Consider the following 13,743-nt stretch of genomic DNA (forward strand, 5'->3'; position numbering starts at 1 on the left):
CGCTAATGTAGGGCCTTCAAGCCCGTTCAGGCGCCATCACAAGACCGGCAAAAGCGCGCCGGTTTATTGACTAAAAAGCCGCGCCTGCTATGTGTCGCGCACCCTTTTCAAGGGCTCTCCCAAGGCCCCAAACCCCCACACTGGAGGAAGCATGACCTCGCGTGAACAACATGACCGGATGGCCAACGCGATCCGTTTTCTTTCCATGGACGCCGTCGAGAAGGCCCAGTCCGGCCACCCCGGCCTGCCCATGGGCTGCGCCGACATCGCCACGGTGCTGTTCACGCGTTTCCTGAAATACGATCCGAAGCACCCGCACTGGCCCGATCGCGACCGTTTTATCCTGTCGGCCGGCCACGGCTCGATGCTGCTCTATTCGCTGCTCTATCTGACCGGCTACGAGGACATCGACCTCGACCAGATCAAGCATTTCCGCCAGTTGGGATCAAGGACGGCGGGCCATCCCGAATACGGCCATGCTGCCGGCATCGAGACGACGACCGGCCCGCTCGGCCAGGGGCTGGCCAATTCGGTCGGCTTCGCGCTCGGCGAGCGCATTATGAACGCCGCCTTCGGCAACGACCTCGTCGACCATTACACCTATGTGCTGGCCGGTGACGGCTGCCTGATGGAAGGTGTTTCCCAGGAAGCGATTGCACTTGCGGGACATCTCAAGCTGAACAAGCTGATCGTCTTCTGGGACAACAACAACATCTCGATCGACGGCCCGGTGTCGCTGGCCGACAATACCGATCAGGTCGCCCGCTTCCAGGCGTCCGGCTGGAACGCCAGCCACATAGACGGCCAGGATCCGGAAGCGATCGCCTACGCCATCGAGGCTGCCCGCCATTCGGACAAGCCGACGATGATTGCCTGCAAGACCACCATCGGCTTCGGCGCGCCGACCAAGGCCGGCACCAACAAGGCGCACGGTTCCCCGCTCGGCGCCGAGGAGATCGCCGGGGCGAGAAAATTCTTCGGCTGGGACTATCCTCCGTTCGAGGTCCCTGCCGATATTCTCGATGCCTGGCGCGACGCTGGCAAAACCGGCGTCAAGGCGCGCACGGACTGGGAGGGGCGTCTGGCCGAGGCCGACGCCAATTTGAAGGCTGAGTTCGAACGCCGTATCGCTGGCGAGCTGCCGGCGAATTTCGACGCCGTCATCACCGACTACAAGAAGAAGCTCAGCCAGGACAAGCCGAAGGTCGCCACCCGCAAATCGTCGGAAATGGCGCTCGAAATCATCAACGGCGCGGTGCCGGAAACCGTCGGCGGCTCGGCCGACCTGACCGGCTCCAACAACACCAAGACCAGCCAGACCAAGAACATCACGTCGGACGACTACGGCCAGCGCTACGTCCATTACGGCATCCGCGAGCACGGCATGGCGGCCGCGCTCAACGGACTGACGCTGCATGGCGGCGTCATCGCCTATGGCGGCACGTTCATGTGCTTTTCCGACTACGCCCGTCCGTCGATGCGGCTTGCCTCGCTGATGGGCATCCGCTCGATCTTCGTCATGACCCATGATTCCATTGGTCTCGGCGAAGACGGCCCGACCCATCAGCCGGTGGAGCATCTGGCCGCATTGCGCGCCATTCCGAACCACAATGTCTTCCGCCCGGCCGACGCGATCGAAACCGCCGAATGCTGGCAGCTGGCCATCGAGCAGGAAAAGACGCCTTCGACGCTGGCGCTGACCCGGCAGAACCTGCCGATGGTGCGCAACGACTTCGTTGCGGAAAACCTCAGCCGCCAGGGCGCCTATGAGCTGGCCGCCGCCAATGGCGATGTGGCGGTGACGATCTTCGCTTCCGGCTCCGAGGTCGAGATCGCGCTGGCGGCGCGCGAGGCGCTGGAGAAGCACGGTCATCCGACCCGCGTCGTCTCTGTGCCGTGCTTCGAATTGTTCGACAAGCAGAGCGCCGACTATCGCAAGAAGACGATCGGCAACGCGCCGGTCAAGATCGCCGTCGAAGCCGGCATCCGCCAGGGCTGGGATCATTTCATCGGCACCGACGGCATCTTCATCGGCATGACCGGCTTTGGCGCCTCCGGTACGATCGAACAGCTCTATCCGCATTTTGGCATCACCGCCGAAGCGACGGTAAAGGCGGCGGAAGCCCGCCTGCACGGCGAATGAACCCTTTGCTCGGGCGGCGAAACCGCGGACATGATGTCGCGGGGCTAGTCCGGGCTTAATCGATTTAACTCCAGTCGCCGATGGCTGGATTCTTTTCGTGTCCGCCGCTATGAAACTGCGGGCACCAACTCCCAGGGAGAGACACATGACCGTCAGAGTTGCCATCAACGGATTCGGCCGCATCGGCCGCAACATCCTGCGCGCCATCCACGAATCCGGCCGCAAGGATATCGATGTCGTCGCCGTCAACGACCTCGGCCCGGTCGAGACCAATGCGCATCTCTTGCGCTACGACAGCGTGCATGGCCGCTTCCCGCATGAAGTGACGGTTGACGGCGACCAGATCACCGTCGGCAAGGAGACGTTCAAGGTCACCGCGATCAAGGACCCGACGCAGCTGCCGTGGAAGGAACTCGGCATCGACATCGCGCTCGAATGCACCGGCATCTTCACCGCCCGCGACAAGGCCGCCGCGCACCTGACTGCCGGCGCCAAGCGAGTCCTCGTCTCGGCGCCTGCCGAGGGCGCCGACCTCACCGTCGTCTACGGCATCAACCACGACAAGCTGACCAAGGACCACGTCGTCATCTCCAACGCCTCCTGCACCACCAACTGCCTGGCACCGCTGGCAGCCGTTCTGCATGAGGCCGTCGGCATCGAGAAGGGCATGATGACGACGATCCACTCCTACACCGGCGACCAGCCGACGCTGGACACCATGCACAAGGATCTCTACCGCGCCCGCGCCGCGGCGCTGTCGCAGATCCCGACCTCGACCGGTGCGGCCAAGGCGATCGGCCTGGTGCTGCCCGACCTCAAGGGCAAGCTCGACGGCATCTCCATCCGCGTGCCGACCCCGAACGTCTCGGTCGTCGATTTCAAGTTCATCGCCAAGCGCGCGACCACGGTGCAGGAGATCAACGAGGCGGTGATCGCCGCCTCCAACGGCAAGCTGAAGGGCATTCTCGCCGTCACCCATCATCCGAACGTGTCGATCGACTTCAACCACGATCCGCATTCCTCGATCATGGCGCTCGACCAGACCAAGGTCATGGACGGCAACTTCGTTTCGGTGCTGTCCTGGTACGACAACGAATGGGGTTTTTCCAACCGCATGGGCGACACCGCCGTCGCCTTCGGCAAGACCATCGCCTGATCGCGGAACCATCTTCTCGCGACCTGAAAACGCCCGGCTCTGTCCGGGCGTTTTTCATGAGAGCGCCGCGCGTCCTTTTGGACGCGCAAAGGACGCTCTAACACTTTGGTTGGCAAGACCGCGCCTTGAGCGCCAAACCGCCCAGAGATCAGCGGCATAGCGCAAAAATCACCCTCCCGCCTTGCACTGGTCATGTCTTCGCCTCACTCTCCCGTAAAGCGAGAGACAGACGAATTCGAGGGGGCAATTGGCGGATGGAGCATACGATCTATCTCGTGACGCTGGTCGGCGCCGCACTGATCGTTGCCGCCGCGTTTTCGAGCCTGATCGCCTTCCGCTTCGGCGCCCCTCTCTTGCTATTGTTCCTCTGCATCGGCCTGGCCACGGGAAGCGACGGCCTCGGCATCCAGTTCGACAATGCGCGGCTGGCTTATTTTGCCGGCTCACTAGCACTGGCAGTCATCCTGTTCGATTCCGGTTTCGGCACGCCGCTCAACGCCTTGCGCCAGGCGGCCGGACCGGCGCTGTCGCTGGCGACCATCGGCGTCCTTTTGACCACTGGCCTGTTCGGCGCCGTCGCATATTACCTGCTCGATCTCAGCTGGCTGGAATCCTTCCTGCTCGGTGCCGCGGTCGCCTCGACCGACGCAGCGGCGGTGTTCTTCCTGTTGCGCGCCGGCGAGATCAATTTGCGCGAGCGCGTGCGTTCCACGCTCGAAGTGGAATCCGGCACCAATGACCCGATCGCCATCTTCCTGACCATCACCCTGGTCGAGATCATCGCCATCAACGCCAATCCCGAGGCCAGGATGCTGGTCACCGACCTCGCCCTCGGCTTCCTTCTCAACATGGGGCTTGGCGCCATCGTCGGCATTTTCGGCGGCCTCGCCATCGTGCGCCTCGTCGACCGGCTCAATCTCGACCACGGATTGCTGCCGATCTTCGTGCTGACGCTGTCGCTGATGGTGTTCGCCGCCGCTGGCGCCATTGGCGGCTCGGGCTTTCTGGCGGTCTATCTCGCCGGCCTGATATCAGGCAATTCCGACATCCGCGCCGTCACCATCCTCAAGCGCTTCCAGGACGGCATGTCGTGGCTGGCACAGATCATCATGTTCCTGATCCTCGGCCTGTTCGCGACGCCATCGCAATTTCCGGCGATCCTGCTGCCGGCGGTGCTGCTGGGCCTGTTCCTGATATTCGTGGCGCGGCCAATCGCTGTCTGGCTCTGCCTGGTCCCGTTCCGTCTGCCGCGCCCGGAAGTCGCCTTCGTCTCATGGGTGGGCCTGCGTGGCGCCGTGTCGATCCTGCTCGCCATCACGCCGCTGCTTGGCGGCCTTGAGAACGGCCGCCTCATCTTCAACACTGCCTTCATTGTCGTGTTGGTATCGCTGATCGTTCAGGGATGGACCGTCGGACCGCTGGCGCGCCGCCTCGGCCTGATCGTACCTGCCCGCCTGGGCCCGCTGGACAAGGTCGAACTCGAATTGCCGGGCTCCGCCCATCACGAGCTTCTCGCCTACCGCGTAGCGCCTGGCAGCCCGGTGGCGCGCGGTGAGCGCATTCCGCGCTGGGCGCGGCCCTCGCTGGTGCTGCGCGACGGGCGCTCGATGCGCTTCCAGGACATGGGCAGGCTCGCCGCCGGCGACCATGTCTACATCTTCGTGCCGGACCGCTATCCAGGCCTGCTCGACAAGCTGTTCGCCAGCCGCGCCGTGGTCGATCCCGAAGATGCGGACTTCTTCGGCGCCTTCGCCGTCGATCCGGCGCGCTCCGCCGCGGAGCTGGAAGCAGCTTACGCGCCGGGCCTGACAGAGGAGGAACGCAAGCTGACCGTCGGCGACCTGGTGACGGAGCGGCTCGGCGGCCATGCCGAATATGCCGACCGCGTACTGCTTGGCCCGATCGAGCTGATCGTCCGCGACGTCGACGACAAGGGCAAAATTACTGGCCTTGGTCTTTCCCTCGAGCCGACGGCGCCGGTGGCACGGGTGCCGGTGTTCCTGAGTGCCGGCGAGATCGCCGACCGCATCGTTGCCTTTGCGCGCAATTGGCGCAAGCGGACCAAGAAGCAGAGTGCCGAAACGCCGGCGGACACGGAACCGGCTCCACAGCCAGTGGTGGAAAAGTCGACCGGCGAGGGCTGACGGCTCACGACACGGGCCGTGGTCATATTTTCCGCGTAGCACCAATGCAGGTCTTGCATCGTCGTTGGTGCGGGTTAAGGTCCCGGCGTTTTTTGCGAAAGGGATCAGCATGGCCGGCTTCAAGACACTGGACGACATCGGCAACATCGATGGCAAGCGCTTGCTGGTGCGCGTCGACCTCAACGTTCCCGTCACTGAGGGCAAGGTCACCGACGCCACCCGTATCGAGCGCATCGCGCCGACCATCGCAGAGCTTTCCGGCAAGGGCGCCAAGGTCATCCTGCTTGCCCATTTCGGCCGGCCAAAAGACGGGCCGTCGCCCGAATTCTCGCTCGAGCCGATCGCCAAGGCGACCGCGGACGTGCTCGGCCGCCCTGTCGGCTTTGCGCCGAACTGCGTCGGCGACAAGGCCGCGAGCGCCGTCGCCGCCATGGACAACGGCGACGTGCTGCTGCTCGAGAACACCCGCTTCTACAAGGCCGAGGAGAAGAACGACCCGGCCTTCACCGAAAAGCTCGCCGCCAATGGCGACATTTTCGTCAACGACGCCTTTTCCGCCGCCCACCGCGCGCATTCGTCGACGGAGGGGCTTGCGCACCTGCTGCCGGCCTTCGCCGGCCGCACCATGCAGGCCGAGCTCGACGCACTGGAAAAGGGCCTCGGCAACCCCGTCCGCCCGGTCGTCGCCATCGTCGGCGGCGCCAAGGTCTCGACCAAGATCGACCTGCTGATGAACCTGGTGAAGAAGGTCGACGCGCTGGTCATCGGCGGCGGCATGGCCAACACCTTCCTCGCCGCGCGCGGCACCGACGTCGGAAAATCGCTGTGCGAACATGATCTCGCCGAGACCGCCAAGCAAATCATGATCGAGGCGGCCGAAGCCGGCTGCGCCATCATCCTGCCGGTCGACGGTGTCGTCGCCAGGGAATTCAAGGCCGGCGCCGCCAGCGAAACCGTGGCCATCGCCGAGGTGCCGGCCGACGGCATGATCCTCGATGTCGGCGAAAAGACCGTGAAGGCCGTTGCCGACTGGATCGACCGCGCCGCGACGCTGGTCTGGAACGGTCCGCTCGGCGCCTTCGAGATCGAGCCGTTCGACCACGCGACGGTGGCGGCGGCCAAGCACGCCGCGGCCCGCACCAAGGCCGGCAAGTTGATCTCGGTGGCCGGCGGCGGCGACACGGTGGCCGCCCTCAACCACGCTGGCGTCGCCGACGACTTCACCTATGTCTCGACCGCCGGCGGCGCCTTCCTGGAATGGATGGAGGGCAAACCGCTGCCGGGTGTCGATGTGCTGAAGCACTGAGAGACCGTTTGGAAATTCTACTCTGGCGGTCATCTGATGGCGTTTTCTGCGCTTCCGGTGCTCACGGACCAAATGTCCGCTGCGCTCCGGTTCTCGAAACCACCACCATATGACTCGCCAGAGCGAATTTCGAAACAATCTCTAAAGCGAACGAGCGCGTTTGCGCGTTTCAATCGATTCGAGCTTTCCGCTCGGAACGGTTCGACTTGAACCTGCCTTGCTCTGGTGGTCTGCTGGATACGGACAAACCGTTCCAGGAGAAGCACGATGAGCGAACGTCTCGAGGACATTGCCGCCGCGATGGTGGCTGACGGCAAGGGCCTTTTGGCCGCCGACGAAAGCTCCGGCACCATCAAGAAGCGTTTCGACGTGATCGGCGTCGAATCGACAGCCGACAGCCGCCGCGACTATCGCGAGATGATGTTCCGCGCCACCGACGCGATGACCCGATACATTTCCGGCGTCATCCTCTATGACGAGACCATCCACCAGAAGGCCGCCGACGGCACGCCGCTGGTCGACATCATCAAGGCGACCGGCGCCATCCCCGGCATCAAGGTCGATGCCGGCGCCAAGCCATTGGCCGGGTTCCCCGGCGACACGATCACCGAGGGCCTCGACGGCTTGCGCGAGCGCCTCGCCGACTACTACAAGCTCGGCGCCCGTTTCGCCAAATGGCGTGCGGTGATCGACATCGACATCGCCAAGGGCGTGCCGTCCGCCACGTCGATCGGCTCGAATGCCCATGCGCTGGCGCGCTATGCGGCGCTCTGCCAGGAGGCCGGCATCGTGCCGATCGTCGAGCCGGAGGTGCTGATGGACGGCGCCCACGACATCGGCACCTGCTGCGAGATCAGCAAGGCAACGCTGACGAAACTCTACACCGAGCTCTACGCGGCGCGCGTCGTCCTCGAAGGCACCATCCTGAAGCCGAACATGGTTCTCGCCGGCAGGAAGTCGGGCAAGGTCAGCAGTCCCGAGGAGGTCGCCGAAAAGACCATAAAACTGTTCCGCGAGACGGTGCCGGCGGCGGTGGGGGGCATCGCCTTTCTCTCCGGCGGACAATCGGACGAGGAAGCGACCGCCAACCTCAACGCCATCAACGCCATCGGCCCGCATCCGTGGAAGTTGACCTTCTCCTACGGCCGCGCCTTGCAGGCGGCGCCACAGAAGGCATGGAGCGGCAAGGCCGCCAACGTCGCCGCCGCCCAGGCCGCCTTCGCCCACCGCGCCCACATGAACCATCTGGCCGCGCTTGGAAAATGGCAGCCTGAACTGGAACAGGCCGCCTGACCGGTTTTTTCCTCGTCCGAACCTGGGCTATATGGCCCAGGTTCCATCTGCTACAAAATACCCCAAAAAACGCGAGGGCTGTGTCGGCTTGCGTTGAGCCCAAACGTCCTTGGGGCTCAACGAGGAGCAGGCTCATGCCAAACAACAGGATCGTTTCACGGGAAGACTGGTTCCAGGCGCACAAGGCGCATCTGGCCCGCGAGAAGGAATTGACGCGCTTTCGCGACCGCATCGCGGCCGAGCGACGCGATTTACCCTGGCTGAAGATCAGGAAGGACTATGTCTTCGAGACCGAACAGGGCCCGAAGAAACTGGCCGACCTGTTCGGAGGCGCAAGCCAGCTGATTGTCTACCACTTCATGTTCGGGCCGGGTGCCGACTACCGTTGCGAAGGCTGTTCCTTCCTTGTCGACCACATCGACGGCGCCAACCAGCACCTCAAGCATCACGATGTGTCGCTGGTCGTGATCTCGCGGGCGCCGTTGGCTGAATTTCTGCCTTACAAACAGCGGATGGGCTGGAAATTCGACTGGGTGTCGTCCTACGCCTCGGACTTCAACTTCGACATGCAGGTTTCCTTCACCGACAAGCAGATCGCGGACGGCGCCACGATCTACAATTTCGAGCAGCGCGCGCGGAAATCGAAGGACCTTCCCGGCACCAGCGTGTTCTACAGGGACGAGAAAGGCGACATCTTCCTGACCTTCATGTCGCGCTCCAGGGGCGGTGACCCGCTGATCGGCGCCTATCACTATCTCGACCTGACGCCGAAGGGCCGCAACGAAACCGGTCCCTACCACAGCCTGATGGACTGGGTGCGGCTGCACGATGAATATGCGGACACGCCCGAGATGCAGGACGCCTGTTGCCATTGACGACGGGCCGTCGACGCAAGGTCTTTCGCCTTCGGCCCGACATGCGCTAAGTGCTGCTCGCTATCCCATTAACGGACTTGCCCCATTAACGGTTTGCGATGCAGCGCTTTCTTGCCCTCCTCACCTGGTTCGCCTTTCCGGTCTATGTCTGGCAGGGACTCGGCGTGCGCCGCCGCACCACCCGTATGCTGCCGGCGCAAGGTCCGGTCATGCACGAGATATCGGGCCAGGCGCCAACGATCTCGCTTCTGGTGCTGGGCGATTCCTCCGCCGCCTCGGTCGGCATCGGCAATTCCGAGAACGGCCTGGCGGCGCAACTGGCCGATCTGATCTCGAAACGCACCGGCCGTGCGGTGCGCTGGCGGGCAGCCGGCTTCAACTCGGCAACCTCAGGCCAGATCCGCGACCACGTGCTGCCCAATCTGTCGGCCGATCCGTGGACGCACATCGTGGTCGCCATCGGCACCAACGACACCAAGAACTTTCACTCGGTGCCACGCTTCAAGAAGGAGTTTGGCGGCCTGCTCTACGCGCTGCGCGCCAAATGGCCGGAGGCGCGCGTGGTGTGGTCGCCGGTGCTGGAATTCACGCGTGCGCCGGCAATGCCGCCCCTGCTCGGAAATATCCTGGAAATCCGCGCCGCCGAGATGAACCGGATGGGCAAACGCCTTTGCCTCGAACGCGGCGCGGTGCCGGCGCCGCGCCTGCCGATCACCGATGCCGAAGCCGGTTTTGCGTCCGACGGATTTCACGCCTCGGAAGCCGGCTACCGGGCCTGGGCGGAACATCTGGTCGGCTTGGTGCTGGGTGAGCAACGTCCGGCGTAACGGGCGAAAAGCCAGCGATTTGGCTTGTTCGAGTTGCGAACGGTGAAAGTGCGGTCCGCATTCAGGCGAAACGAAACGTCCCGTTTCGAATAACGTGAACGGCCCGGAGGCATGGCGGGGGGCGGCCTCCGATCTACGTCCAATGCCCCAGTGCCGCTGTTAAGGAAATCGCCGCCATGGCCAGCACCGCCAGCTTCCAGAAATCGCTGCGCCGTTTCAGCCCCGGCCAGCCGAGTGGCCTGATCAATTGGATAACCATCATGGCGACGATGACGAGCGCGAGGAATTTCGACATGCTGCCTTTGACCAGCATCGCGGCCAACTGTCAAAGCGCTCCTTGCGCTCTTCCCTAGTCGCCATTCGCGACGGGATCGAAGCTGACAGGCGCTTGCTGGTCTGCGGAACCGGCAAACCTGGCGCGCTCGCCAACGGCCGCTCAGCCTCCTGACAGACTGCTGTCAGGAGGGGTGTGCGATAGTGTCTCCATCGAAAGAGAGGAGACCAGCCATGAACGGTTTTACCATTCTGCACAGCGTGCGGCACTATGTCGGCAAGATCCGGACGATGCGCAACGAAATCCGTACCCAGCGTTTCATGAATGCGTTGCCGCAGAGCATCCGCAAGGACATCGGTTGGCCGGACAATTATGAAGGCCGCCACAACCGCGGATGATTTTTCACGGCAACGGTTGGATGCGGGCGCCACAACGCCCAGATAAATAGGCCAGGCCGAAAGACGGAGCAGGAAATGTCCGAACAGAAGACCATCGGCGTCCTTTTCATCGATCGCTTCGCCGACTGGGAATACGGTCTGCTGGCGGCTTCGGCGGTCGAATGGTTCGGCGCACGAGCGGTGTCGCTGACCCCGGACGGCAAGCCTGTGACATCGGCCAGCGGATTTCTGCTGACGCCCGACCGCTCCGCTGAGGTCGAGGAAAATATCGATCTCGACGCCGTCGCCGTCATCGGTTCCGACCAGTGGGTCGATGCGCCGCCTGATATCTCCGGACTGCTGACAGCAATTGCGGCACGCGGCGGCGTGGTCGGCGGCATCTGCGCCGGCACGCTGGCGCTGGCGCGTGCCGGCCTCTTCGAAAAGGCCAGGCACACCAGCAACGGTCGCGACTGGATCAATGAAAAGGAACCGGGTTACTCCGGCGCCCAGAACTATCAGGACGTGCCCCATGCCGTCGCCGACGGTCGCATCGTGTCCGCGCCGGGTTCGGCTCCCGGCACCTTCGCTCTTGCCTATTTGAAGACGCTCTATCCCCAGAGAAGCAGCGACCTCGCGCAGATGCGCACCCTGTTCGCCAAGGAGTATGCTGAAGGGGAATATGCTGGAGCCTCCTGACAGTATGGTGTCAGGAACGGCGTGCGATAGTGCGACAGTATCAGGAGATAGACATGGCCTTCATCCCTGCAAAAGCCTCGGCTTGGTTCGAGATTCCCGTCACCGACATGGATCGGGCGCGCGCCTTCTATGCATCGGTGCTTCAGAACGATCTCGCTCTGGAGGAGAGCGGCCCGAACCCGATGGCCATGTTCGCCGCGCAGGACCGAACGGCCTCCGGGCACGTCTACCCCGGAAAACCCGCGGCACCGGGAACCGGCCCGACAATCCATCTGTCGGTTGCCGCACCGATCGAGGACGCCATGGAACGGGTGAGGCAGAGCGGCGGCCAGGTCGTCTCGCCGGCGATCTCCATTCCGGCCGGCACATTCGCCTATTGCCTCGACCCGGACGGCAACAGCTTCGGGCTTTTCGTCTAGGTGCCGCATGGTAAAGAGCTGGAACGACAGGCTGAACACATCGGGCACCAACGGCATCAAGCCGTCGCCGCGCACTGTTGGCGATGTCGTCGAGGGCCAGTCGATGCTGGTGCCGACGGCCCGGCAGGTCGATGATTTCATCCGCTCTATCCCAAAGGGCGTGGACATGGACATCCGCGCATTGCGCACCGCGCTCGCCACCGAGCACGGTGCCGAAGTGACATGCCCGGTCACCATCGGCTATCATCTGCGAACCGTCGCCGAGGCCGCCAACGAGGACATGGAGCGCGGCATGACGCTGAGCGACATTGCGCCGTTCTGGCGAGTGCTGGACGCAAAGACGCCGACAACAGGGAAATTGTCCTTCGGCGCGGCATTCGTCGCCGCGCAACGCAAGCGCGAAGGACTTGAGCCATAATGCATGTCGCCCAAAAGTGGAAACTGGTTTTGGGGCGGCGACATGCATAAGAGCAACATCGAGGGACCAAACGATGCGCCGCGCCGACAGGCTCTTCCAGATCGTGCAGCATCTGCGCGGTGGCCGTCTGGTCACCGCCCAGAAGCTGGGCACGTGGCTCGAGGTTTCCGAGCGAACCATCTACCGCGACATCGCCGACCTGCAGTCGACCGGCGTGCCGATCGACGGCGAGGCCGGCGTCGGCTACATGATGAGGGAGGGTTTCGACCTTCCGCCGCTGATGTTCACGCGTGACGAGATCGTCGCGCTGGTCGCCGGCGCCCGCATGGTGCGCGCCTTTGGCGGTGCTGCCATGGCGCGGGCCGCCGACGAGGCGCTGGTCAAGATCGGCGCCGTGTTGCCCGATGCCGAAAAGGACCGCATCGCCCGCACCGAGATCCATACGCCGATGTGGGTAGTGAGCGATGCCGCCCGCGAGGCAATCGACTTGATCGAGCGCGCGGTGGAGAAACGCCAGGTGCTGACCATCGACTACTCCGACGAAGCAGGCCGCGGCACCGCGCGCGACATCAGGCCATTGGGCCTGTGGTTCTGGGGCAAGGTGTGGACGCTGGTCGCCTGGTGCGAGATGCGCGACGATTTCCGCGCTTTCCGTATCGATCGCATTGCTTCGGTGGTCATTGCCGGCCGCGTCTTCAAGCCGGAGCGCGGCAAGCAACTCGCTGATTTCTATCGTGCTGTGGAACGAAGCGAGGACTATGGCATGAGACCGGACCGGGCCGCGCGACCCTGACACCGTAAGGGCGCAAGGCACGCTTGACGCGGGCCGTGTGAAGACGTCGAAGGCCCGCGGCATCGCGAAGGGATTGTGCGATGCGCGTTCAAACAGCGGCGCACCTTGGGCGACATGCGTTAATGGTACAGGAAGAGCGGCTGCCGGGCCTCCGTCAGCACCGCGCGCGTGCATGAGCCGAATATCTCGCGAATGCCGCTATGGCCGTAGGCACCCATGACAATCATGCCGGCGCCCAATACCTTCGCCGTCCCGAGGATTGCTTCCGCCGGCGTGCCGGCCTGTCTGTCGCCAAGCCCCACTCCTTTTACCCGCACGACTCCGTGCCGACGAAGCAGCGCGCAGGCGCGCTCGGCCTCCACGGCAGCCTGCTGTTCCGACCTGTTGTTCTGGGTTAGAATATGTACTTCCCGCTCCGCGGCGATGCCAAGCAGCGCCAGCATATGTAGAGTGCGGGAAGCCGCGGCGCTTCCGTCGAAGGCAACCAACAAGGGGCGGTGTCACTCTCCGCCCCACCGCCCTCATCAGCATCCGGAACCACCACAACGGGTCTTAGCCCGCTGCGGACGATGCGATCTAGGCAGAGGGGAATCCTGTCGAGCTCTCCTTCAATGTCGAAAAGGCTGTTCCGTCCCACGACCACCAGATCGTGCTCGATGGATTCGATGCCGATGCTTGAAAGCGCATCGGCATCGATCCGCTTGGTCGAAAATGTTATGCTCGCCCGCCGCGCATCCGAACTGAACGCATGCAGAACGGCATCGATGCGTTCGTCAGCGCTCTTCAGTAGTTTGAGGTCAAATTCTCTTTTGTAGGCAAGTCCGCCTACCGGGACTGGCTGCGGGCGCTGGATCCAGTCGGAATTCACAAAGCCCAGTCCCTCCACATTTGCGCACAGACGGCCGGCCAGGCGAAGCGCAAAACTGGCACCGGCGATGCTCGAGCTTGAACCATCCAAGGCAACGAGAATACTTTTAAGCATGTGAACACCCTTCTCGGGAAAGTACCGCAAGATAGCC

General features: G+C 63.5%; 15 protein-coding genes. 12 read left to right on the top strand and 3 right to left on the bottom strand.

Annotated elements, in window-relative coordinates; all coding sequences use genetic code 11:
- Nucleotides 1-151 precede the first annotated feature (151 nt).
- The 7 genes from tkt (at nt 152) to EJ066_RS04535 (ending at nt 9,744) form a co-directional block, all read left to right on the top strand.
- On the top strand, nt 152-2,143 hold the full coding sequence (gene tkt / locus EJ066_RS04505; protein WP_126035296.1) for a transketolase: 1,992 nt from the start codon (nt 152-154) through the stop codon (nt 2,141-2,143).
- Nucleotides 2,144-2,288: 145 nt separating this feature from the next.
- On the top strand, nt 2,289-3,299 hold the full coding sequence (gene gap / locus EJ066_RS04510) for a type I glyceraldehyde-3-phosphate dehydrogenase (protein WP_126035298.1): 1,011 nt from the start codon (nt 2,289-2,291) through the stop codon (nt 3,297-3,299).
- Between the two features lie 254 nt (nt 3,300-3,553).
- Nucleotides 3,554-5,443, top strand: coding sequence for a potassium/proton antiporter (locus EJ066_RS04515; protein WP_126035300.1), 1,890 nt, complete (start codon nt 3,554-3,556; stop codon nt 5,441-5,443).
- A gap of 109 nt (nt 5,444-5,552) precedes the next feature.
- Nucleotides 5,553-6,749, top strand: coding sequence for a phosphoglycerate kinase (locus tag EJ066_RS04520; protein ID WP_126035302.1), 1,197 nt, complete (start codon nt 5,553-5,555; stop codon nt 6,747-6,749).
- Between the two features lie 267 nt (nt 6,750-7,016).
- A complete protein-coding gene (locus EJ066_RS04525) occupies nt 7,017-8,042 on the top strand; it encodes a class I fructose-bisphosphate aldolase (RefSeq protein ID WP_126035304.1) in 1,026 nt (341 codons plus the stop codon).
- Between the two features lie 134 nt (nt 8,043-8,176).
- Nucleotides 8,177-8,917 (top strand): thioredoxin family protein, encoded by a 741-nt coding sequence (locus EJ066_RS04530; RefSeq protein ID WP_126035306.1) that lies wholly within the window; start codon nt 8,177-8,179, stop codon nt 8,915-8,917.
- A 98-nt stretch (nt 8,918-9,015) separates the two neighbouring features.
- Entirely contained in the window at nt 9,016-9,744 is a 729-nt protein-coding gene (locus EJ066_RS04535; RefSeq protein WP_126035308.1) for an SGNH/GDSL hydrolase family protein, read from the top strand.
- A gap of 133 nt (nt 9,745-9,877) precedes the next feature.
- Here the strand turns inward: EJ066_RS04535 and EJ066_RS04540 are convergent, their stop codons facing one another.
- Complete coding sequence (locus EJ066_RS04540; RefSeq protein ID WP_189644587.1) at nt 9,878-10,066, bottom strand: hypothetical protein; 189 nt, start codon at nt 10,064-10,066, stop codon at nt 9,878-9,880.
- A gap of 185 nt (nt 10,067-10,251) precedes the next feature.
- On the opposite strand from EJ066_RS04540, the gene EJ066_RS04545 reads away from it, so the two are divergent.
- The 5 genes from EJ066_RS04545 (at nt 10,252) to EJ066_RS04565 (ending at nt 12,724) form a co-directional block, all read left to right on the top strand.
- The gene (locus EJ066_RS04545) at nt 10,252-10,416 is read left to right on the top strand and encodes a hypothetical protein (RefSeq protein ID WP_126035310.1); all 165 of its coding nucleotides are present in this window, start codon (nt 10,252-10,254) and stop codon (nt 10,414-10,416) included.
- A 75-nt stretch (nt 10,417-10,491) separates the two neighbouring features.
- Nucleotides 10,492-11,094, top strand: a complete 603-nt coding sequence (locus EJ066_RS04550; protein WP_126035312.1) for a DJ-1/PfpI family protein — start codon at nt 10,492-10,494, stop codon at nt 11,092-11,094.
- Between the two features lie 53 nt (nt 11,095-11,147).
- Nucleotides 11,148-11,513 carry a VOC family protein gene (locus tag EJ066_RS04555; RefSeq protein ID WP_126035313.1) on the top strand — a complete coding sequence of 122 codons (366 nt, stop codon included), beginning with the start codon at nt 11,148-11,150 and terminating at the stop codon, nt 11,511-11,513.
- A gap of 7 nt (nt 11,514-11,520) precedes the next feature.
- Nucleotides 11,521-11,931, top strand: a complete 411-nt coding sequence (locus EJ066_RS04560) for a hypothetical protein (RefSeq protein WP_126035315.1) — start codon at nt 11,521-11,523, stop codon at nt 11,929-11,931.
- A 73-nt stretch (nt 11,932-12,004) separates the two neighbouring features.
- Nucleotides 12,005-12,724, top strand: coding sequence for a YafY family protein (locus EJ066_RS04565; protein ID WP_126035317.1), 720 nt, complete (start codon nt 12,005-12,007; stop codon nt 12,722-12,724).
- 119 nt (nt 12,725-12,843) lie between these two features.
- Here the strand turns inward: EJ066_RS04565 and EJ066_RS31735 are convergent, their stop codons facing one another.
- Both EJ066_RS31735 and EJ066_RS04575 read right to left on the bottom strand, forming a co-directional pair.
- Nucleotides 12,844-13,167, bottom strand: a complete 324-nt coding sequence (locus EJ066_RS31735) for a universal stress protein (protein ID WP_245455076.1) — start codon at nt 13,165-13,167, stop codon at nt 12,844-12,846.
- Complete coding sequence (locus EJ066_RS04575; protein ID WP_126035320.1) at nt 13,119-13,706, bottom strand: hypothetical protein; 588 nt, start codon at nt 13,704-13,706, stop codon at nt 13,119-13,121. The genes EJ066_RS31735 and EJ066_RS04575 overlap by 49 nt, the downstream gene beginning before the upstream one ends.
- Nucleotides 13,707-13,743 lie beyond the last annotated feature (37 nt).

The organism is Mesorhizobium sp. M9A.F.Ca.ET.002.03.1.2 (genome assembly GCF_003952365.1).
Classification (GTDB): domain Bacteria; phylum Pseudomonadota; class Alphaproteobacteria; order Rhizobiales; family Rhizobiaceae; genus Mesorhizobium.